The sequence below is a fragment of the Kribbella sp. VKM Ac-2571 genome (assembly GCF_004362255.1).
In the GTDB taxonomy this organism is placed as follows: Bacteria; Actinomycetota; Actinomycetes; order Propionibacteriales; family Kribbellaceae; genus Kribbella; species Kribbella pratensis.
Genome location: NZ_SNWS01000009.1, coordinates 116,820 through 137,199, shown reverse-complemented (window position 1 = coordinate 137,199; position 20,380 = coordinate 116,820). Strand labels below are relative to the sequence as shown.

General features: G+C 67.9%; 22 protein-coding genes. 15 read left to right on the top strand and 7 right to left on the bottom strand.

Annotated features, from left to right (window positions below; all coding sequences use genetic code 11):
• Positions 1-11 precede the first annotated feature (11 nt).
• Entirely contained in the window at positions 12-1,592 is a 1,581-nt protein-coding gene (locus EV651_RS21070; RefSeq protein WP_133786925.1) for a DHA2 family efflux MFS transporter permease subunit, read from the bottom strand.
• Between the two features lie 123 nt (positions 1,593-1,715).
• A complete protein-coding gene (locus EV651_RS21065; RefSeq protein ID WP_133786924.1) occupies positions 1,716-2,096 on the bottom strand; it encodes a GNAT family N-acetyltransferase in 381 nt (126 codons plus the stop codon).
• A 222-nt stretch (positions 2,097-2,318) separates the two neighbouring features.
• On the opposite strand from EV651_RS21065, the gene EV651_RS21060 reads away from it, so the two are divergent.
• The 11 genes from EV651_RS21060 to EV651_RS41460 all read left to right on the top strand — a co-directional run bounded on the left by EV651_RS21060 (position 2,319) and on the right by EV651_RS41460 (position 12,819).
• Complete coding sequence (locus EV651_RS21060) at positions 2,319-3,494, top strand: CaiB/BaiF CoA-transferase family protein (protein ID WP_238157094.1); 1,176 nt, start codon at positions 2,319-2,321, stop codon at positions 3,492-3,494.
• 10 nt (positions 3,495-3,504) lie between these two features.
• A complete protein-coding gene (locus EV651_RS21055; RefSeq protein ID WP_133786922.1) occupies positions 3,505-4,521 on the top strand; it encodes a LacI family DNA-binding transcriptional regulator in 1,017 nt (338 codons plus the stop codon).
• Between the two features lie 130 nt (positions 4,522-4,651).
• A complete protein-coding gene (locus tag EV651_RS21050) occupies positions 4,652-5,989 on the top strand; it encodes an ABC transporter substrate-binding protein (protein ID WP_133786921.1) in 1,338 nt (445 codons plus the stop codon).
• Between the two features lie 38 nt (positions 5,990-6,027).
• Entirely contained in the window at positions 6,028-6,993 is a 966-nt protein-coding gene (locus EV651_RS21045) for a carbohydrate ABC transporter permease (RefSeq protein WP_133786920.1), read from the top strand.
• Positions 6,994-7,899: a carbohydrate ABC transporter permease gene (locus EV651_RS21040; protein ID WP_202870435.1), complete on the top strand. Its 906-nt coding sequence runs from the start codon at positions 6,994-6,996 to the stop codon at positions 7,897-7,899. It begins immediately after the preceding gene.
• The gene (locus EV651_RS21035) at positions 7,899-8,993 is read left to right on the top strand and encodes a Gfo/Idh/MocA family protein (protein ID WP_133786919.1); all 1,095 of its coding nucleotides are present in this window, start codon (positions 7,899-7,901) and stop codon (positions 8,991-8,993) included. Before EV651_RS21040 ends, EV651_RS21035 begins: the two co-directional genes overlap by 1 nt.
• 34 nt (positions 8,994-9,027) lie before the next feature.
• Positions 9,028-10,167: a CaiB/BaiF CoA-transferase family protein gene (locus EV651_RS21030; protein ID WP_238157093.1), complete on the top strand. Its 1,140-nt coding sequence runs from the start codon at positions 9,028-9,030 to the stop codon at positions 10,165-10,167.
• Complete coding sequence (locus EV651_RS21025) at positions 10,164-11,291, top strand: extracellular solute-binding protein (RefSeq protein ID WP_133786917.1); 1,128 nt, start codon at positions 10,164-10,166, stop codon at positions 11,289-11,291. The genes EV651_RS21030 and EV651_RS21025 overlap by 4 nt, the downstream gene beginning before the upstream one ends.
• Positions 11,288-11,743 (top strand): MaoC/PaaZ C-terminal domain-containing protein, encoded by a 456-nt coding sequence (locus EV651_RS21020; protein WP_133786916.1) that lies wholly within the window; start codon positions 11,288-11,290, stop codon positions 11,741-11,743. The genes EV651_RS21025 and EV651_RS21020 overlap by 4 nt, the downstream gene beginning before the upstream one ends.
• Entirely contained in the window at positions 11,740-12,567 is an 828-nt protein-coding gene (locus tag EV651_RS21015; RefSeq protein WP_133786915.1) for an amidohydrolase, read from the top strand. Before EV651_RS21020 ends, EV651_RS21015 begins: the two co-directional genes overlap by 4 nt.
• Before the next feature lie 108 nt (positions 12,568-12,675).
• Positions 12,676-12,819, top strand: coding sequence for a GPGG-motif small membrane protein (locus EV651_RS41460; RefSeq protein WP_166658687.1), 144 nt, complete (start codon positions 12,676-12,678; stop codon positions 12,817-12,819).
• A 38-nt stretch (positions 12,820-12,857) separates the two neighbouring features.
• On the opposite strand, the gene EV651_RS21010 is transcribed toward EV651_RS41460, so the two are convergent.
• Together EV651_RS21010 and EV651_RS21005 are read right to left on the bottom strand one after the other, a co-directional pair.
• Positions 12,858-13,352 (bottom strand): DUF6328 family protein, encoded by a 495-nt coding sequence (locus tag EV651_RS21010; protein ID WP_133786914.1) that lies wholly within the window; start codon positions 13,350-13,352, stop codon positions 12,858-12,860.
• A 52-nt stretch (positions 13,353-13,404) separates the two neighbouring features.
• Entirely contained in the window at positions 13,405-13,923 is a 519-nt protein-coding gene (locus EV651_RS21005; protein ID WP_202870434.1) for an alpha/beta hydrolase, read from the bottom strand.
• Between EV651_RS21005 and EV651_RS21000 the strand changes: the two genes are divergently transcribed.
• On the top strand, positions 13,916-14,218 hold the full coding sequence (locus EV651_RS21000; RefSeq protein WP_202870433.1) for an Lrp/AsnC family transcriptional regulator: 303 nt from the start codon (positions 13,916-13,918) through the stop codon (positions 14,216-14,218). The genes EV651_RS21005 and EV651_RS21000 overlap by 8 nt on opposite strands.
• Before the next feature lie 76 nt (positions 14,219-14,294).
• The gene (locus EV651_RS20995) at positions 14,295-15,980 is read left to right on the top strand and encodes a DUF4091 domain-containing protein (protein WP_133786913.1); all 1,686 of its coding nucleotides are present in this window, start codon (positions 14,295-14,297) and stop codon (positions 15,978-15,980) included.
• Here EV651_RS20995 and EV651_RS20990 read toward each other — a convergent pair.
• The 3 genes from EV651_RS20990 to EV651_RS20980 all read right to left on the bottom strand — a co-directional run bounded on the left by EV651_RS20990 (position 15,961) and on the right by EV651_RS20980 (position 17,867).
• Positions 15,961-16,542, bottom strand: coding sequence for a carboxymuconolactone decarboxylase family protein (locus EV651_RS20990; RefSeq protein ID WP_133786912.1), 582 nt, complete (start codon positions 16,540-16,542; stop codon positions 15,961-15,963). The genes EV651_RS20995 and EV651_RS20990 overlap by 20 nt on opposite strands.
• The gene (locus EV651_RS20985; protein ID WP_133786911.1) at positions 16,532-16,858 is read right to left on the bottom strand and encodes a hypothetical protein; all 327 of its coding nucleotides are present in this window, start codon (positions 16,856-16,858) and stop codon (positions 16,532-16,534) included. Before EV651_RS20985 ends, EV651_RS20990 begins: the two co-directional genes overlap by 11 nt.
• An 82-nt stretch (positions 16,859-16,940) precedes the next feature.
• Positions 16,941-17,867 carry a proline dehydrogenase family protein gene (locus EV651_RS20980; RefSeq protein ID WP_133786910.1) on the bottom strand — a complete coding sequence of 309 codons (927 nt, stop codon included), beginning with the start codon at positions 17,865-17,867 and terminating at the stop codon, positions 16,941-16,943.
• 118 nt (positions 17,868-17,985) lie between these two features.
• On the opposite strand from EV651_RS20980, the gene EV651_RS20975 reads away from it, so the two are divergent.
• Both EV651_RS20975 and EV651_RS20970 read left to right on the top strand, forming a co-directional pair.
• Positions 17,986-19,170, top strand: coding sequence for a CdaR family transcriptional regulator (locus EV651_RS20975; RefSeq protein WP_133786909.1), 1,185 nt, complete (start codon positions 17,986-17,988; stop codon positions 19,168-19,170).
• On the top strand, positions 19,157-20,380 hold the full coding sequence (locus tag EV651_RS20970; RefSeq protein WP_133786908.1) for an amidohydrolase family protein: 1,224 nt from the start codon (positions 19,157-19,159) through the stop codon (positions 20,378-20,380). The genes EV651_RS20975 and EV651_RS20970 overlap by 14 nt, the downstream gene beginning before the upstream one ends.

Genomic DNA, 20,380 nt, shown 5'->3' with positions numbered 1-20,380 from the left:
CTCCTTGCCGGTCAGTCGATCACCGTCTCGTCGACGAGGTGCGTCACCTCGCGTTTGCGGGGCAGCATCAGCGCCGGCACCAAGGTGAGGAGGACCAGCGACCATGCCACCCAGTACGTGTGCGAGAACGAGCTCGCGGCGTCCACCAGCCCGCGCCCGATAGCCGCCGGGTCCAGATGCAGCGCGGCGAGGCTCTCCGGGCGCGTGTTGGAGATGATCGCCGCCTGGGTCTCGCGCAGGCCCTCGCCGAGCCCCGGGATCTGCTGCGTGCCGGGGATGATCGGCGAGTCGTTGAGCTGGTTGGTGAGGATCACCGACATCGTCGCGACACCGACCGACGACGCGATCTGCTGGCTGATGTTGAGCAGTGTCGAGCCGCGCGCGACCTGGGGCCCGGAGAGCGTCCGCAGCGCCGTCGTGAACAGCGGCATCATCGTGCCGCCCATCCCGAAGCCCATCACGACCAGCATCGCGATGATCGCGATGTACGGCGTGGTCGCGGTGATCTGGGTCAGCCCGAACATGCCGATCACGATCGCCGCGATTCCGAAGGGCACGATCCGGCCCACCGGTACCTTGTCGACCAGCCGGCCCGCGATCGGCATCGTCACCATCGCGCCGAGCCCCTGCGGCGCGACCAGGAGGCCGGCGTGCAGCGTGGACTCGCCGCGGATCTGCTGGAAGTACGTCGGCACCAGCAGCAGCCCGCCGAAGAACGCGGCCGCGAACAGGAACATAGTGATGATCGAGATCGTGAGGTTGCGGTCGCGGAACAGCCGGAGATCGAGCAGCGGGTGCCGCGGCCGGAACGAGTGCCAGACGAACGTCCCCATCAGTGCGACGCCGATCAGGATCGAGACCCAGACCCGCGGCGCTCCGAAGTCACCGCCCTCGGCGGGCAGTGACGAGACGCCGAACAGGAACAACGCCAGGCCCGGCGACATCAGTGCGACGCCGAGGAGGTCGAGCGACTCGGTGCGGTGCGCCGTGTCCTTGGCCAGCGCGAACCAGGCGTAGACGAGCGCGATCACGCCGAGCGGCACGTTGATCAGGAAGATCCAGTGCCAGCTCGCCACCTGGATCAGCCAGCCGCCCAGGATCGGGCCGAGGATCGGTCCGAGCAGCATCGGTACGCCGAGGATGGCCATCAGCCGGCCCATCCGGTGCGGGCCGGCCGCTCGCGTCATGATCGTCATACCGAGCGGCATCAGCATGCCGCCGCCGAGGCCCTGCAGGACCCGGAAGCCGATCAGCATGTCGATGCTCGTCGCGGTCGCACACAGCGCGGACCCGGCGGTGAACAGGAAGATCGCCATCATGTACAGCCGCTTGGTGCCGAACCGGTCGGCGGCCCAGCCGGTCAGCGGGATCACGGTCGCCAGCGCGAGCGTGTACGCCGTCACCGTCCAGGCGACGTGCGAATACGCGATCGGACTCTCGGGCGTGCCGAACTCGTCCTGGAAGGTCGGCAGCGCGACGTTCACCACGGTGATGTCGAGAATCGACATGATCGCGCCCAGCACCACGACGCCGGCGATCTTCAGCACCGCGGCATCGATGTTGTCGGGGTACTCGGTAGTGCTCTCGCTCACAGTCTGTCCCCCCTCGAACGAAACATCCCTGTGCAGACCCTACGCCCGAAACCCCACCCGAAAGCTAGCCCTTTCCCGACGCCCTACACCGTGTGTCGCCAACAAACAACGCAGCGTGCCCGCCTACTTACCCCCGAGATCTATCCAGTACTGATGCACCGGGTGGTCGCCAGTACGCCGTACCTCGGCGAGCACCCCGCCGTTGTGCTCGATCGTCCGCGCGGACGCGGCATTGCCGGCAAGACAGACGACCATCACCCGCTCCATGCCCCGGTCGCGCGCGAGCCCGAGCATCTGCCCGTCCGCGAGGATCCAGCGCAGTGTGCCGCGGTCCGACTCGGCCGTGAGGCGGGCGATCCAGGCTGCGAATCCTTCGGGTGACTCGACCTCGTCGGAGGCCGCGAGCCCGAACCCGTCCTCGTGGAGCCCTTCACCCCATTCCGCGTGCGCCTTCAGCCAACGCTCGTGAAGCTGCACGGTCGGCGCGATCAACTGACGGTCCATGCTCGGGACCTTACGTCTCGGTGGGTTCGTTGCCATCGGCCCCGTTCACCAGGCGGGACCGCGGGCGCCGGGGCGCGATCCGCTCGTCCCACCGCATTCTTCTCCCGCTTCACAGCTGACATTGGTTGCTCCTGGGGTGGTGGCTGGCCTATTGTTGCGCAAACGATTGAGCAGTTCGGTGACGTGCGAGCGGGGGGATGGATGCAGGCGGCGGAGCTTCCGTTGGCGGGAGTTGTGGTGCTGGACTTCAGCCAGTTCCTGGCGGGTCCGGTTGCTGCGCTGCGGCTGGCTGATCTCGGGGCGCGGGTGATCAAGATCGAGCGGCCGGTGACCGGCGAGATCGGTCGGACGCTCGCATTCGCGGGCCGGTGGGCGGACGAGGACACAGTCTCGTTCCATGCCATGAACCGGAACAAGGAGGCGGTCGTTGCCGACCTCAAGGACCCCGGCGAGCTCGAGCAGGTCAAGAGCCTCGTCGCGCGCGCCGACGTCCTGATCCACAACTTCCGGCCAGGCGTGATGGAGCGACTTGGCCTGGACTACGAGTCAGCGCGGGCGCTGAATCCAGGACTCGTGTACGCGGCCGCGTCCGGGTACGGCGCCGACGGACCGTGGGCGAGCCGCCCGGGCCAGGACCTGCTCGCGCAATCCGTCTCGGGTCTCACGTGGGTGAACGGGGGCGATCGCCCTGTCACAGTGGGTCTCTCGCTGGCCGACCACCTGTTGAGCTGTCACCTCGCCGAGGGCGTGACGGCCCTGCTTGTCCGCAAGCTACGCACCGGCCACGGTGGACTGATCGAGACAAGCCTCCTCGAAGGCATGCTCGACCTACAGTCCACCGTCCTCACCGACCACCTCAACAACCCACGCACCTCGTCGGCACTCGACCCCACCGTCACTCCACACTCCCTCCACCGAACAGCCGACGGTTACCTAGCCATCGCCCCAAGCTCCCTCAGCAACCTAATGCGAGCCCTCACCAACAACTCCGTCTCCGTTCCCGCAGCTGATGCGGGTACGGGTGCTCGGGCGAGCGGTGGACCGGCGGATGGGCGTGCAGGGAGCGAGAGCTGGGTTGCGGAGCGGCTCTTGGCGGGTCGTACTGCGTACTGGCTCGAGGTTCTTGGTGCGGCTGGGATCGAGTGTGCGCCGTTGCGAACGCTCGACGAGCTGATCGCGTCGCCGGAGTTCGCGGCGATCGAGATGACCCAGACAGTGGAGCGTCCGCCGGCCGAACCAGGCGGTGAGTCGCTCCGGTTGACGACCACGCGGAGCCCGATCCGCATCGACGGCGCCGTACTCCACAATCAACGAGCCGCACCACGTCTTGGAGCCCAGGGTCGGCTACGCGACGGCGCCGACCCACTCGCCGAGCGCTCTGGCCGGGGGCGTCAGTAGGGTGGGCGGCATGGCCACCCTGGGAGACGTCGCCGCGCGTGCCGGCGTCTCGATTTCTGCTGTGTCCCGGGTGCTCAGTGATGCGCCGGACTCGCGGGTGAGTGCGGCGACTCGCGAGCGGATCGTCGACGCGGCGCGGGAGCTGAACTACCGCCCCAACTTCGCGGGCCGCGCGCTCAAGTCCGCGCGTACGCAGGTCGTCGGTCTGGTCGTCCCCGACATCACCAACGCGCTGTTCACCGAACTCATGCACGGCGCCGAGGATGAGGCCACCGAGCGCGGGTACACGGTTCTGCTCGGCCGCTCGGACGACGTACGACCAGGTGGCGAGGTCATCGCGCGCCTGATCGGCGAAGGCCGGGTCGACGGTATGGCGCTCCAGGTCGGCGACGCGGTGCAACCCGCGGGGCTGCGCGACCTGATCACCACACAGGCGCCGATCGTGCTCGTGAACTCCTCGTACCCAGGTCACGTCGGCTCGGTCACCCTCGACGACCATCACGGCACGTTGATCGCGACGCAGCATCTGCTCGAGCTCGGGCACGAGCGGATCGCGTTCGCCAACGGGCTTCCCCGGTCGTTCACCGCGAAACGCCGGCGTACTGGGTACAAGCTGGCGCTCGCCACGGCCGGCCTGCGGGTGCCGAAGGAGTACGAGACCAGGATCGGCTACACCGTCGACAACGGCCGTACGGCGCTGCACCGGTTGATGGCGCTCGACCCGAAGCCGACCGGCATCGTGGTGGCGAACGTCAACGCCGCCGTCGGCCTGCTGGGGGAGGCGCGCAAGGCAGGGATCCGCGTCCCGGAAGACCTCTCCGTCGTCACCGTCCACGACTCCTGGACCGCCGAGAATACTTGGCCGCCGCTGACTGCGGTGAAGATGCAGTTCTACACGGTTGGGCGCGCCGCCGTACGCAGTGTCATCCGCCGCATCGAGACCGGCGAAACCTCCGACGAGGTCATCACCGACCCACCCCCGGAACTGGTCATCCGCGAGTCCACCGCCCCACCCCGCAACGCCTGACCGCCGTCAGTTCCAGCGTGCCCGCGGACTTATGCAAACGTGTGCAAAAGTCCGTGCGCAAACGATTGACCACTTTGGGGTCTGCGGTTTAGCGTTTCTGCTCTAACGTTTGAGCAGATGGAGTTCTTTCATGAAGTCACCCGGAGTACGTCCCCGGGCAGTGCGCACTGCGGCAGTTGCGGCTGCTGCGTGTGCGATGGGCTTGCTGGCTGCGTGTGGTTCGTCGGGCGGTGGGGCGGGCGCGGATGTCAAGCAGACCGACTCCGGCGGGGCGATCACGGTCTGGGTGGATCCTCCGCGAGTGCCTGCTGCCAAGGCGTTTCAGAAGGCGCATCCCGAGATCAAGGTGACGCTGAACCAGATCGACGGGACGGTCGGCGGCAAGTCGCTGCAGCAGCAGTTCGCGCAGTTCAACCAGGCCGGCAAGGGGTGGCCGGACGCGATCTTCTTCCCGTCCAACGACGACATCGCCTGGGCGGCGGGTGCACAGGTCAACTTCACGGCAGACCTCACCGACCTCGTCCCGGACGTGATCAAGGGGTACGAGGACGCCGTGATCGCGCCGTGCAAGATCGACGGCAAGATCCGCTGTCTGCGCAACGACGCCGCGCCCGACATCTTCTGGTACAACAAGGCGTTCTTCACCCAGAACGGGTACCAGGTCCCCAAGACCTGGGAGGAGTACGGCGACCTCGCGGTGCGCATAGCGAAGGAGCATCCGGGCAAGCTCAGCGGCTTCACCGGCGATGCCTATGCACCCGACCGGTACCTGTGGGCCTCCGGCTGCCCGACGAACGCCCGCATGTCCGAGACCGAGGTCCACCTCGACCTGACCGACCAGAAGTGCGTGCGAGCCAAGGAGTTGCTCGCGAAACTCGTTCAGGCGAAGGCGGTTTCGACCGTCGGGATCTTCGACGCGGATGCCGCCAAGGTCGGCAAGGACCTGGTCATGAGCCCTGGCGCCGCCTGGTGGGGCGACTACCTGTTCCGTCAGTCCTGGAAGATCCCCGCCGGTCAGATGACGGGCGTCGCGCCGTTGACCTGGAAGGGCGAGGACAAGCCGGCCACCGGCAACGAGGGCGGCGGACTGTGGGGCTTCTCGCGGCACATCACCGGCAAGCAGCTCGAGAACACGCTCACCTTCGCGAAGTTCGTTGCCACCGACCCCAAGTGGCAGGTCGAGCTGTCCACCGGTCTTCCGGCGTACGGGCCGGTCCAGGATGCGTGGATCGCGAAGCAGTCCGAGCAGAAGTACTTCGCCGACAACGCGGGGACCTTCGCCGCGATGAAGGGCGCCAACGCGTACGTCCAGCCGGAGCACTCGTACCTGCTCTACAACACGGGCAGCGTGTGGACCGAGACGATGGCGGCCGGCCTGGCCTCGGGCAAGAGCGTTGACCAGGCCTGGACCGGGTTCAACGACGAACTTCTCAAGCAGGCGAAGGCCATGGGCTACACCGCCAAGTAAGCAGGCAAGTAAGCAGTCCAGCAGAGCAGGAGTTCCGCATGACGACCGCGACGGTCGACAAGCGCAGTAGCAGTGTGCCGGTGCCGAAGCCCCAGCGATCCCGGGCGAAGGCGTCCCGGCCGAGTGAGACGCGCGGCGCCTGGATCCTGTTGTCGCCGTACGTCGTCCTGTTGCTCATCGGCGGCATCGTGCCGGTGGGGTACGCGATCAAGACCGCGCTGGAGAAGCCGCCGACACCGCTGGACCCGAGCACCGGGTTCGGCGGCGTCGCGAGCTTCAGGACGGTGTTCACCGACTACCGGTTCATCGACACGTTCCAGAACGTGCTCGCGACGCTGGTGATCTGGCTGCCCATCATGATGGTCGGCATCGTCGGCCTCGCACTGCTGATCCACGCCAGCCCGGGCCGGTTCGGTTCGGCGATGCGGTTCGTCTACTACATCCCCGGCGCGCTGGCCGGTATCGCCAACTTCGTCCTGTGGGTGTACCTGCTGAACCCCGGACAGTCGCCGATCGAGGGCTTCTGGCACGCGATCGGTGTCGACACGATCAAACAGGCGGTCGCGGCACCCGGGCAGCTGCCGTTCATCCTCACCGCGATGATGTTCTTCCAAGGCGTCGGCTCCTGGATCGTCGTGGTCAACGGCGGACTGAACGGCATCTCCGAGGACATCTTCGAGGCGGCCGCCCTGGACGGCGCGAGCGCATGGCAGCTCGCGTGGCACGTCAAGCTCCCGATCATCCGGCCGTGGATCGGGTACGCCGCCTTGATGAACCTCGCGTACGGGTTCCAGCTGTTCCTCGAGCCGCAGCTCCTCGATCAGGTGGCGAGCAACGCGCTGCCCGACCAGTGGACGCCGACGCAGCTCGGGTACGCGTTCGCCTTCAGCAACTACAGCTTCCCGGCCGCGGCGGCGATGTCGCTGATCCTGCTCGTGATCACGCTCGGCATCGGACTGCTGATCGTGTTCCGCAGCGGGCTCTTCGGCAAGGAGGACAACTAAGTGACTGGCATTGAGAGCTGGAGCCCCGGCAGGCTGGCCAGGGTCGTGTCGATGCTGTTCGTCGCCGCGATCTTCCTGTTGCCGATCGCCGGGTTCGTCGCGATGGCGTTCCGCTCCAACGACGGCGTCGAGGCCGGAAGCGGCGGGTTCCTCGGCCTCGGGGACATTGCCTGGAGCAACCTCCGGTACAGCTGGTCGCAGGTCAACGGCTTCGGCCCGGACGGCGGCCTGTTCACCCGCTGGCTGACGAACTCGCTGGTCGTGGCGGCCGGGGGAGCGATCCTCGCCGTCGTCGCGGCGCTCCCGGCCGGCTACGCGATGGCACGGCTGCGGTTCCGTGCCCGCCGGGCGGTGCTCCTGATCACCTTGGTCACGATGGTGATGCCGAACACCGTGCTGGTGATCCCGCTGTTCCTCGAGGTGAACGCGGTCGGTGCGGTCGGCCAGCTGTGGCCGGTGGCGCTGATCATGGGATTCTTCCCGTTCGGCGTGTACCTGTCCTACATCCACTACCTCACCACGATGCCGAAGGAACTCGTCGAGGCGGCCCGCCTGGACGGCCTGGGGGAGGTGTCGGTGTTCTGGTGGATCGGGCTGCGGATCTCCAAGCAGGTCGTCGTACTCGTCGCGTTCTTCGCCTTCGTCGCGAACTGGACGAACTTCTTCCTGCCGTTGGCCCTGCTGTCGTCGAACCAGAGGAACCAGACCGTGTCGATCGGGCTGCAGCAGCTGATCGGCGCGAGCCCGCTGTTCAACCCGACCGTCGCGGCCGGCCTGGACGTCAAGCTGTACATGCCGCAACTGGCGCTGGCGACGTTCATCTCGATGCTGCCGTTGCTCGCGGTCTTCCTCGGCGCCCAGCGGTTCCTCATCCGCGGCGAGACCGTCGGGGCGGTGAAAGGCTGATGACCGGCCTTCCGGAGTTCTCTCTGCACCCCGGCTACACGCTCACCCCGCCGACCACCGCGCGTCCGATCGTGATCGTCGGCGCCGGCGGCATCGTCCGCGACGCCCACCTGCCCGCGTACAGCAAGGCCGGTTTCCCCGTCGCGAGCATCACCGACCTCCAGCTCGACCGCGCACAGGCCCTCAAGGACAAGTACGGCATACCGGAGGCGTACGACGATGTCGCTGCCGCCGTCGCAGCCGCACCGGACAACGCGGTGTACGACGTCGCCCTCCCGCCCGAGGCGCACGTCGACGTCCTCGAGCAGCTGCCCGACGGAGCCGCCGTACTGCTCCAGAAACCCTTGGGCAATCAGCTCGCCGAGGGCATCCGCACCCGCGAAGTGTGTCGCCGCAAGGGTCTCGTCGCCGCGGTCAACACCCAGCTGCGGTTCGCGCCGTACGTCGCGGTCGCGCGGAAGCTGATTGCCGACGGCATCATTGGCGAGCTCTACGACTTCGAGGTCCGGGTTTCGGTCCGTACGCCGTGGGAGATGTTCCCGTACGTCCTCGAGCTCGACCGGCTCGAGATCAACATGCACAGCGTCCACTACCTCGACCTGATCCGCTCGTTCCTGGGCGATCCGACAGGGGTGTCCGCGGTCACCGTCCGGCACCCGGAGAAGACCCACGCCAACAGCCGCTCCGACATCGCCCTGACGTACGGCGACCGCCCGGTGCGGGTCGTGGTGTCGACGAATCACGATCACCACTTCGGTGAACGGTACGAGGAGAGCTACATCAAGTGGGAGGGCACGAAGGGCGCCGTACGCGTGCAGCTCGGGCTGTTGCTCGACTACCCGCGCGGTGGTGAGGACCGGCTCGAGCTCGTCACCGACGATCGCCTGGAGGAGGGCTGGCGGCCCGTGCCGTTCGAGGGCTCGTGGTTCCCCGACGCGTTCATCGGCTCGATGGGCGTGGTCCAGCGCTACCTGGAGGGCTCGATCCCTTCGCTGCCCACGTCGGTGGAGGACGTCTTCCGCACGATGGCGGTGGTCGAGGCGGCCTACACATCTGCCGCAAACGGCGGCGAACCGCCGCACTACGACGCCTGATCGATCAGAGAGGAACAACGATGGGAACCGAGTGGTGACCGAACTTCCCCTGTCCGGGGTCACCGTCCTCGACTTCAGCCAGTTCCTGGCCGGGCCGGTGGCGGCGTTGCGGCTGGCCGATCTGGGCGCGCGGGTGATCAAGATCGAGCGCCCCGGCAGCGGCGACGCCGGCCGGCAACTCGCCTTCGCCGGCCGGATGAGCGAGGGCGACAGCATGTCGTTCCACGCGATGAACCGGAACAAGGAGAGCATCGTCGCCGACCTGAAGAACCCGGCAGACCTGACCAGGGTCCGGGACTTGGTCGCGACGGCCGATGTGGTGGTCTCGAACTTTCGTCCCGGCGTGATGGAACGACTCGGCCTCGACTACCAAACCGTGCGCCGGATCAACCCCGGCATCATCTACGGCAGTGTCAGCGGGTACGGCGACACGGGTCCGTTCAAGGACCGGCCCGGGCAGGATCTGCTCGCCCAGTCGATCGCCGGACTGCCCTGGCTGAACGGTTCCCGCGACGATCCGCCGGTGCCGGTCGGACTGGCCGTGGCCGATCATCTCGCCAGCTGTCATCTCGCCCAGGGCATCACGGCGCTGCTGGTACGGCGGTTCCGCACCGGTCGAGGCGGACACGCGCAGACCAGTCTGCTGGAGGCGCTGCTCGACCTCGAGTTCGAGCTCCTCACGACACTGTTGAACGACCCGTCGATCGCCGTACAGCGGAAGGGCAGCCGCTCGGCGCACGCGTTCCTGCCGGCGCCGTACGGGATCTATCCGACCAGCGACGGGTATCTCGCGATCGCGATGAACCCGGTCCCGACCATCGGCCGGCTGCTCGACCTGCCCGAGGTCGCCGCGATGACCGATCCGCAGTCGTGGTGGGACCGACAGGAGGAGATCGAGGACCTGCTGTCGGCCAGGCTCAACACCCGGACTCGCGATGAATGGCTGGCTGTTCTCGATGCCGAGGACGTGTGGTGCGCGCCTGTTCTCACTCTGGACGAACTGGTGGCGCACGACGGCTTCCGGGCGATCGCGATGACGCAGGAGCTGCACCGCGACGGTCTCGAGCTGACCACCACGCGGAGCCCGATCAGAATCGACGGCGAGCTGTTGACCAACTCGCGGCCGGCACCTCGGCTGGGCGAGCACAATCCCGTCGAACAGGAGATCGCATGACGACGTTGCGGGGCATGACCTGGGAACATCCGCGCGGGTACGACTGCCAGGTCGCGGCGGCGAAGGAGTACGCCCGTCGTACTGGTGTCGACGTGCAGTGGGAGTACCGGTCGCTCCAGGCCTTCGCCGACGAGCCGATCGCAGGTCTCGCGGCCAAGTACGACCTGCTCGTCATCGACCATCCGCACGTGCCGCTGGCGGCGGCCGAGGGACTGCTGGCACCGCTGGATGGAGCCGGTCACGACGAAGAGCTAGCAGCGCTAGCGAACGATGCCGTGGGCAACAACCACGCGTCGTACGCCCACGACGGCCACCAGTACGGACTCGCAACCGACTCCGCTGCGCAGGTCGCCGTACATCGTCCTGACCTGCTGCCCACGCCGCCGACGGACTGGGAGGACGTACTCGAGCTGGCCCGCGAAGGCAAAGTCCTCTGGCCCGCGAAGCCTATCGACGCGTATTCGAGCCTGTGCACCCTCGCCGCCAACCGCGGTACGCCGGTCGCAGCCGAGCCGGGCCGCTTTCTCGCCGACGACGATGCGGGTGCCGTACTCGACCTGATGCACCGCCTCGCGGAGCGGGTCCCCGAGTGGTGCCTCGCAGCCAACCCGATCGAGGTCGCCGAGGCCCTGGCGGGGGACGGGCAATGGGCCTACGTGCCGTTGGCGTACGGCTACACGAACTACTCACGTCGGGGTTTCCGCACGCATCGGCTGAAGTACGTCGACATTCCCGCCGGGCCGCGTGGTGTCGCCGGGTCGCAGCTCGGGGGAGCCGGCATCGCGGTCTCGGCGTACACCCGGGAACTCGACGCGGCCCGCGCGTACGCCGTTTGGCTGGCCTCGCCGACGGTCCAAAGTGGGGTGTACTACGACGCCGGCGGCCAGCCCGGGTACGCGTCCTCGTGGGATGACGATCGTCTGAACGAGGACTCGTGGGACTTCTTCCGCGGGACCCGGCAGACCCTCGAAGGCGCGTGGGTGCGTCCGCGGACGGCGGGCTACATGGAGTTCCAGGACGTCGTCTCGCCGTGGGTCACGGCGACTCTCCGCGGTGAGCTGACCGATGCCGAGTTGGTACGGCGCGCGAACGCGTTGGCCGAGCGGCTGTTGGGAGAGCGATGAAGGTCGCGGAGCGGTGGTTCGAGGAGTACGAGATCGGTGAGAGCCGCACGACCGTCGGGCGGACGATCACCGAGACCGACATCGTGCTGCACGCCGGTCAGACGGGTGACTTCTTCCCGCATCACCTCGACGCCGAGTGGATGGCGACGCAGCCGGCCGGGCAGCGGATCGCGCACGGCACGCTCATCCTTTCCGTCGCCGTCGGGATGACCGCGGGCGACATCAATCCGCGGTCGATGTCTTACGGCTACGACAAGATCCGCTTCATCAAGCCGGTCTTCATCGGCGACACGATCACAGTCACCGCGGCCATCACCGGGAAGTCCGACCACAAGCGGACGCCGCAGACGCATGGTTATGTCCACGAGCAGGTCAGCGTGACGAACCAGCGCGCGGAGACCGTTCTCGTCCTCACCCATCTCTACCTGGTCGACAAGCGAGGTCCGGCATGATCATCGACGCGCATCAGCACGTGTGGGATCTGGAGCGCTCGCCGTACCGCTGGCTCGGCCCGGACGTACCGCAGTGGAATCGCACGTTCACCTTCGAGGAGCTCAAGCCGCAGCTGGTGCGCAACGGTGTCGACGCGACCGTGCTCGTGCAGTCCGACGATCACGACGGCGACACCGACCTGATGCTCGAGGTGGCCGATCAGCATCCGGAGGTCGCGGCGATCGTCGCGTACGTTCCGCTCGATCAACCTGGTGTCGCTGCGGAGCGCCTCGCGCAGTTGCGGAAGGATCCTCGCGTGGTCGGGATCCGCAACCTGATTCACGACCTTCCGGACCCGGACTGGATCCTGCGCCCCGATGTCGACGAGGGGCTCGGCGTACTCGAGCAGGCGGACGTGACGTTCGACTACGTCGCCGTACTGCCTCGGCATCTCGAACACGTCCCGACACTGTCGGAACGGCACCCCGAACTCCGGATCGTCATCGACCACCTCGCCAAACCACCGATCGGCGAGGCCGCACGTGAGCCGTGGTGGAGCCTCATCAAGACCGCCGCCGAGAACCCGCGGGTGTACGCGAAAGTCTCCGGTCTCTACCCCGAGAGCTGGACCCGGGACTCGCTGCAACCCTTCCTCGACCGCGCCCTGGAGGTGTTCGGGCCGGAGCGACTCATGTACGGCGGCGACTGGCCGATCTCGACCGCGGCGGGCGGATACGACCGAGTCTTCAAAGGCCTGTCCGACGCCCTCTCGCACCTCTCGGACAGCGACCGCGAACAGATCTACTCGGTATCCGCCCGCCGCTTCTACCGAATCAGCGGCTAGGCGGCCTCCAGGCGCCGGGGTTTGCGGGAGATCCGCGCGGGCACCGGACGGTGTCACACGGGGATTCAACCTGCCGGGTCTAGCCCGGCCCTGGAAAGGGAGAGGACCATGGAATTCGTTCTGTGGATCATCGCCGTGATCCTCGTGATATCGGGGATCGTGTCGCTGTTCCGTGGCCAGATGATCTGGGGTGCCGCGCTGATCGTGCTCGGCCTCCTGGTCGGACCAGGTGGAGTCAGCATCTTCACGTGATCAACCGCGTCCCCGCGCCGTCCTCGGCGCGGGGACGATCAGGTTCGGCCGTCCGCGCCCTTGTGCCTGATGTACGCCGGGAGCGCGAGCCACAACGCCACGAACCAGAGCAGTACGCCGACGACCGTGGCGATCGCGGCGGCGCGGGGGAGGACGACGTCGATGGCGATCAAGATGCCGCCGCACATCGACACGATCAGAAGCGCAAGGCCGCCGCGTGTCAGGCGGTCCGCGGCGGTGACCAGGCGGTCGCGCAAACCGTGGCGGTACAGCAGCCGGTGCAGCGCGACCGGCGCCAGGAACAACGCGACCGCCAGCGCCGCGGCGATCAGCGTGCAGGCGTACACCGCGTGCGTGAAGCCGTCCGCCGCGTGGAACTGATTCTGGAACGCGATCCCCAGCAAGAACGCGAACAGGATCTGCGTCCCGGTCTGCACGAGCCGCAGTTCTTGCAGCAGCTCGTTCCAGTGCCGGTCGAGGCGCTCACCGGAGCTCTCGTCATCACGCTCATACGTCTGCGGCTCCGAGCTCATCAGCCAGCCTTCCGTCGCACGTCGCCCCCAGGGTACCCACCGGCTATTCCCATCAAGCGGGCGTGAGTAGGTCGTCGAGCAGTTGGCGGCCGAGCGGCCAGTCGCCGAGGTTGCTGGCGGAGTTGAGATGGCCGGCGTGCTCCACCAGATGACAATCGGCCTTCCAGGCGTCGGCGAAGTTGGTCGCGCGTTCCGCGCTGCAGTACGGGTCATCCGTGCTGGCTACCAGCAGCGACGGGCAGGGAAGTGGTTGTGCCGCAACGGACTGGAACGTGCCTGCGCGTTCGCTCGGGAACGTGGGGTGCTGAGTGTCCGGGGGTGCCACCAGCAGCGCAGCTGTGGCAGAGCCGCCCGCGGCGAACCATGCGGCTGCGGCCCAGCAGCCGAGGCTGTGCGCCACCAGCACCACGTCATCGTTACGGCTGCGAGCATCGTCGTACGCACGCTGGACCGCGGCGACCCAGTCGTCCAGCTCGGGCTCGCTCCAAGACGCCGGAACGATCCGTACGGCGTGGTCGCCCCAGGCCGCGAGCGCGCGGGTCCAGCGACTCGAGAAGACCGGCGTGATCACGGGGTACCGGGCGATTGTCGACCCTGCCAAGCTCGGGCTCGGCATCACCGCCCACATCAGGCTGCGCACGTCGCACGCGCAACTCGAACAGGCGCTCGCGCTGGCCTCGCGGACTCCTGACATCACCGCGATCCGTCGGGTCACCGGCGAGGACTGCCTGCTGTGCGACGTTCATTGCTCCGACGCGCGACGCCTCGAGACCATCATCGACAGCCTCGCCCGCTTCGGCCCGGTGACCACGGCGCTCGTCCTGCACGACTACTCGGCCCGCGCGTTGACCCCGGCCCCGGAGTGAGCGGGCTGCGGGACGAGTGTTGTGCATTGGTGCGCGGATCTGCATCATAGAGACCACTAATACGCATGGATGGTGTATGCCGTTCTGTCGGAAGGAGTGGTCCGGAGTGACCGCCCAGTGGGAGTTCGTGCTCTGCGACGCGCTCGCGAAGGTGCACCCGGTGCGGGATCCGCGCCCGGTGTCGGCCGAAACCCGGTTTCAGGCCTTCCTCGGTGAGCGGGCATCGTTCCAGCTCGCCTACCGCCCTCCGCTCGAGCCGACGTTCCGCGACCCGCGGCCGCTGCAGGTGCGGGTCGAGGGTACGGCGGCCGACCTGGTCGCCATGTCGAGCGTGGACCTCGTGCCTTGCGCTTTCGTCGCCCTCCCGGGGCATGACGACGGTTACGAGTTCGACGAGCCCGGCCTGTACCCGGACGTGCTGCGTCCGGTGCCGAACGGTGAGGCACCGGTGCGGTTCGGCAGTTGGAGTGCAGTGTGGTTCGACGTCGTCACGACCGATCCGGCGCGGGCCGGCGTACACCAACTCACTGTCGTGGTGAGCGCGCCCGACGGCTCCGAGTTGCATCGCGCTCCGGTCGCCGTCGAGATCACGGGGATCGAGTTGCCGCCGCTCGACATCGTGTCGGGACACTGGATGCACCTCGATTCGCTCGCGGACCACTACGGCGTCGAGGTGTTCAGCGAAGAGCACTGGGCCATCGTGGAGCGCTTCATGGCGTCCGCGGTCGAGATGGGTGCGACGTCCTTGCTGGCACCGGTGTGGACACCGCCGCTCGACACCGCGGTCGGTACGTATCGCACTGTTGTGCAGCTGATCGACATCACCGCGACCAGCGACGGGTACGAGTTCGGGTTCGATCGGCTGCGGCGGTGGCTCGACGTATGTCGGCGTACCGGGATCACCGGGGTCGAGGTCGCGCATCTGTTCACCCAGTGGGGCGCGAAGACCACGCCTGGCATCGTGGTGGGCGAGGAGCGCGTCTTCGGGTGGGACGTGCCGGCGACCGACGTACGGTACCGGGAGTTGATGGAGGCGCTGCTGCCGGCGCTGCAGGCTGTGCTCGACGACGAGTGGGATCGTGAGTACGTCGTCTTTCACATCTCGGACGAGCCGTCGGGGGAGGACGGGCTGGCGAGCTACCTCGCCGCGAAGGCCGTCGTCGCCGATCTCCTGAAGGGCTGGACGGTCGTCGACGCCCTGAGCGAGCACTCCTTCTACACGTCGGGTGCCGTAGAGGTTCCTGTCGTCGCGACCGACCATGTGGAGCCGTTCCTGGCCGAGCGACCGGAACGCATGTGGGTGTACTACTGCGTCAGCCAGGATCGCGACGTCGCCAACCGGTTCATCGGGATGCCTTCGGCGCGGAACCGTGCGATCGGGCACCAGCTGTTCGCGTCCGGCGTGGACGGGTTCCTGCACTGGGGATTCAACTTCTGGTACACGTGGCACTCGATCCGGCGCGTGGATCCGTTTGCGGACACCTCGGCCGGCGGCGCGTTCCCGTCCGGCGATCCCTTTGCCGTCTACCCCGGCCCGGACGGCACGCCGTGGCCGTCGCTTCGGCACCGCGTTTTCGCGCAGGCGATGTGGGACCACCGCGCGCTCCAGGCCGTCCGCGCGGCCCACGGCAACGCGGCCGCCCTCGACCTCATCGACCCCGACCGAACCCTCCGCTTCGACCGCCCGGTACTCGACCCGGACCACTACTACGCAGCTCGCCGGCGAATCACCGACGCACTAACTACCGGTAGCCGCGTTTGAGGAGGTATTTGGCTCCGGCTTCATAGCCTTTCGGGGTGAGGAGCTCGAAGCCGAAGGCGTCGGCGAGGCGGCTGGTCGTGTTGAACGCGGCGCACACCGCGAGCGCGTCCTTGACCTGCTGGGGCGACGCACCGGCGGCCAGGACTTCGCGCAGGTCGTCGGCGTCGACGCGTCCGTCGCGGATCAGCTTGCCGAGCATGCGCAGTGTTGCCTGGAGCGGCTCATCGATGGGCGCCGATTCCAGGTCGTCGAGGATCGCCGCCACCCGCGGACCGTCCTGGTAGGCGAGGCTCGCGGTCGCCGTGTGGGCGCCGACGCAGAACGCGGACTGGTTCAGCTTGGAGACGTAGGCCGCCATCAGCTCACGGTCGCCGACGGACCAGTCGGACGGCCCGCGCAGTGCCTCGTGGGTGAACTCCTTGGCCGGGTTGCCGTAGAAGTCGGACCGGTAGAAGGTCAGCTTGGCGGCGTCCGGAAGCGGCTGCCCGGAGAACAGCCGGACGAGCGCGAACATCAGCTTCGTCCCGGGCCGGTAGCCGTGGTTGAGGATGTCAAGATGCATGACCGGGCGCCTCCTCGGAGACCGCCTCGGCCAGCGCCGCCAGCCCGGCTTCGTACAAGCGGGTCGAGTGCCCGACGGCCGCGCAGACCACCAACTCGAACACCTCGTCCTCGGTGTATCCCGCTACGGCCAGGTCAGCCTGGCTGACGCGTACCGGCGTACGGGTGATCTTGCTGATCAGCGTGCTCAGCGGCGGGACGAGGCCTTCGGCGTTGAACGCACGCGCGCGCTGCTCGGCGGATGCCCTGCCGTCGCCCGTCAGGATCCGGTCCACGAGCGCGCGCTGTGCCGCCCGTTTGGTGTCGTCTTCCAGCACTGTGGTGCCACCTCCTCGGCGAACTCGGCTGTCCGCCCTCAGGTGTATGACGATCAGCGCACCACGAAATACGACATCCGCGCTACTTGGTGACCAGCGAGCGGAGCAGAAAGCCGACGTTGGCGGGGCGTTCGGCGAGGCGGCGCATGAAGTATCCGTACCAGTCGTCGCCGTACGGCACGTAGATGCGCACCCGGGACCCCTGCGAGCGGAGCTGCTCCTGCGCGCTCGGCCGGATGCCGTAGAGCATCTGGAACTCGAAGTCGTCCTGACCCTTGCCGTGCTGCGTGGCGAGTGCCTGGGCGATGGAGATCATGCGCGGGTCGTGACTGGCGATCATCGGGTAGCCGAGTCCGCCCATCAGGATGCCGAGGCAGCGGGCGTACGCGCGGTCGACGTCGCTCTTCGCGGGGTGCGCGACGGACTTCGGCTCGGCGTACGCGCCCTTGACCAGGCGGACCCGCGACCCGGTGGTGGCGAGGTCGCGGCAGTCGGCCTCGGTGCGGTACAGCATCGCCTGCAGCGCGACGCCGACCGACGGGTGGTCCTTGCGGAGCTCGGCCAGGATGCCGAGCGTGGAGTCGACCGTGGTGTGGTCCTCCATGTCGAGCGTGACGGTCATCCCGGCCTCGGAGGCGGCGGCGCAGATCGCGTGTGCGTTGTCGGCGGCCAGCGCCTCCCCCTCGCCGGGCAGCGCCTGACCCATCGCGGAAAGTTTGAGCGAAGCCTCGGACCTGGACGCGAGCCCCTGGTCCGCCAGCAGTTCGATCAGCGTGAGGTACGCGTCCCTGGTGGCCTCGGCCTGGGCTCGATCGAGCGTGTCCTCGCCGAGGTGGTCGAGGGTCACGGCGAAGCCGCCGGAGGTCAGCCGACGGGTGGTGTCGACGGCGGCGTTGACGTCGTCGCCCGCGATGAACCGCCTGACGACCTTGCGCGTCACCGGGGACTTGGTGACGGCGGCCCGGACACGACGACTGCGGGATGCGGCGAGCAGAGCGGTACCAAGCACGGCGGACTCCTCCTGGTCAGGATGTGAGTGCACTGTAAGGACCATCACGCTCGGCGGGCGTTATGCAGTTGGCAGATGCTCTGCGGCAGATCGTCATACAGATGTCTAAGCTGGTCGGATGGACCTCGATGACCTGGTCGGCGCGATCTCGGACGCGTTCGGTACGCCGGCAGTGCTCGAGGACCGCGACTTCAACCTGATCGCGTTCAACACGCAGGCCGACGAGATCGACGCGGTCCGGGCCGGGTCGATCCTGCGGCGGCGTTCGACCGCCGACGTCCGGAGCTGGTTCGAGCAGTTCGGCATCGCCACCGCGACCGGACCGGTCCGTACGCCGTCCGAGCCGAGCCTCGGCATCCTCCCGCGGCTGTGCCTGCCGGTGCGATGGAACGGCGTGACCTACGGATACTTCTGGCTGCTCGATCCCGAAGGCGGACTGGGTACGCCGGAGCAGCTCGAGGCGACCGCCGCGATCGCGCGCGACGCGGGTGCTCTGCTCGCGCAGCGGGCCCGCGGCAGTCGTGACGCGTCGCTGCTACTCGCCAACCTGCTGGCACCTGACGACGCGGTGTCGGCGCGGGCGGTCGAGGAGCTCGACAGCAGGGGGCTCGTCCAGCGGGCGGCGTACGTCGTGGTTGTCCATGCCGAACAGCCCTCGCGTGAGGTCGTGCCGCTGAATCTCTGGTCGCTGCCGCGCCATGTGCTCGCCACTTCGGGGGAGGGCTTCACGACTTTGCTTGTCGACCTGGCGAACGAGCGGATGTCCTTGATCGATCAGGCGATCGACCGCCTTCGGCAGTTGCACGCCCAACGCTTGGGCGACCAGGCCGCGGCGCGGCTGCTTGTCGGTGTCGGCGAGCCGCAGCGCGGCCTCGCTCACGCGCGGACCAGCCATGAACAGGCCATGCGCGCCACCAAGATCCTGGGAGCTGTGCCGCGTCTCGGCACAGTCGCTCATTGGTCACAACTCGGCGTACACCGGTTGATCTCCTGCGGTCCGCGGTCGGCCCTGGTGGACGCCGTACTCGATCCGCGGGCGCAGCGGCTGCTCGACGCTGGCGGTGAGCTGGTTCGGACTGCGCAGGTCTTCCTGGACCGGGCCGGCAACATCCAGGAGCTGGCCACGGAGCTCGCCATCCACCGCCAGACGGCGTACTACCGGCTCCGCCGCATTGAGACCATCACCGGCTTCGACCTGCACCGCGGCGAGGACCGCCTCACTCTCCACCTCGCCCTCACAATGGCACCACTGCTCACCGAAACCAACGAACCAGTTCAAGGAGGACGACGTGCTCGTCAATGACGGCAGGTCCGGGCAAGACACGCTCATCGTGACCAATGTGACGGTCTTCGACGGTGAGAGCGCTGAGCTCGTCGACGGGCCAGTTGCTGTCCGGGACGGACGGATCGTCGCGGTCGGGGACACCGCGGACCTCGGGGACGACGCCGTTGTCGTCGACGCCGAGGGCGGCACCGTGCTGCCTGGGCTGATCGACGCGCACTGTCATCCGTACGGCATCAGTCTCGACATGGTCGACATCGAAGCGAGCCCGCTGAGCTACATAGCGATCGTCGCGGCCGGCCGGTTGCGCAACGCGTTGCGGCGCGGCTTCACGACGATCCGCGATGTCGCCGGTGGCGAGGCCGGGCTGGCGAAGGCGATCGCCGAGGGCCGGCTGGAGGCGCCGCGATACCTGTTCACCGGACCGGCGCTGAGCCAGACCGGTGGACACGGCGACGCGCGCCCGGCGCACTGGGACACGTGTCCTTGTCACAGTCACACGACCGAGGTCGTTGACGGGGTGGACCCGCTGCGTCGCGCCGTCCGTGAGCGTTTCCGGCAGGGCGCGCACGCGATCAAGATCATGACGTCGGGCGGCGTCGTCTCGCTGACGGACCCGATCCGGATCCCGCAGTACTCCGAGGACGAGATCCGCGCCGTCACGGCCGAAGCGGCCCGGCGGGGGAGTTACGTCGCGGCGCACTCGTACTCGCCGGAAGCGATCGTGCACTCGGTGCGGAACGGCGTACGGTCGATCGAGCACGGCAACCTCCTCGACAGCGCGTCCGCTGCGGCAATGGCCGAGTACGGGGCGTTCTTGATTCCGACATTGGCGGCGTACGACGCGATCGACCGGCGCGGCGTGGACCTCGGGATGGCTGCGGTGTCGCGGGCCAAGAACCGTGAGGTGCTCGACGCCGGGCGGCAGGCGATCGAGCTCGCCGTCGCCGCAGGGGTGCCGGTCGGGTTCGGCACCGACCTGATGGGGGAGTTGGAGGAAGAACAGCTCAACGGGTTGCGGCTGCAGAGCGAGGTGCTCGGCATCCTCGACACCCTGCGCTGCGCGACCTCGGTGAACGCCCGCCTGCTGGGCTTGGAGGACCTCGGCGTGGTGCGACCGAGGGCGATCGCGGACCTTCTCGTAGTCTCGGGCAACCCGTTGGAGCAGCCCGAATGCCTGTGGGATCCGGCCGCGCAACGGGTCGTCATCCAGGGCGGACGCGTGGTTTAG

Bases quoted from the DNA above. Each gene is read 5' to 3' on its own strand.
- EV651_RS21065 (WP_133786924.1), bottom strand. From the start codon at position 2,096: ATGGACCGTCAGTTGATCGCGCCGACCGTGCAGCTTCACGAGCGTTGG.
- EV651_RS21055 (WP_133786922.1), top strand. From the start codon at position 3,505: ATGGCCACCCTGGGAGACGTCGCCGCGCGTGCCGGCGTCTCGATTTCT.
- EV651_RS21050 (WP_133786921.1), top strand. From the start codon at position 4,652: ATGAAGTCACCCGGAGTACGTCCCCGGGCAGTGCGCACTGCGGCAGTT.
- EV651_RS21045 (WP_133786920.1), top strand. From the start codon at position 6,028: ATGACGACCGCGACGGTCGACAAGCGCAGTAGCAGTGTGCCGGTGCCG.
- EV651_RS21035 (WP_133786919.1), top strand. From the start codon at position 7,899: ATGACCGGCCTTCCGGAGTTCTCTCTGCACCCCGGCTACACGCTCACC.
- EV651_RS21025 (WP_133786917.1), top strand. From the start codon at position 10,164: ATGACGACGTTGCGGGGCATGACCTGGGAACATCCGCGCGGGTACGAC.
- EV651_RS21020 (WP_133786916.1), top strand. From the start codon at position 11,288: ATGAAGGTCGCGGAGCGGTGGTTCGAGGAGTACGAGATCGGTGAGAGC.
- EV651_RS21015 (WP_133786915.1), top strand. From the start codon at position 11,740: ATGATCATCGACGCGCATCAGCACGTGTGGGATCTGGAGCGCTCGCCG.
- EV651_RS41460 (WP_166658687.1), top strand. From the start codon at position 12,676: ATGGAATTCGTTCTGTGGATCATCGCCGTGATCCTCGTGATATCGGGG.
- EV651_RS21010 (WP_133786914.1), bottom strand. From the start codon at position 13,352: ATGAGCTCGGAGCCGCAGACGTATGAGCGTGATGACGAGAGCTCCGGT.
- EV651_RS20995 (WP_133786913.1), top strand. From the start codon at position 14,295: ATGCCGTTCTGTCGGAAGGAGTGGTCCGGAGTGACCGCCCAGTGGGAG.
- EV651_RS20990 (WP_133786912.1), bottom strand. From the start codon at position 16,542: ATGCATCTTGACATCCTCAACCACGGCTACCGGCCCGGGACGAAGCTG.
- EV651_RS20975 (WP_133786909.1), top strand. From the start codon at position 17,986: ATGGACCTCGATGACCTGGTCGGCGCGATCTCGGACGCGTTCGGTACG.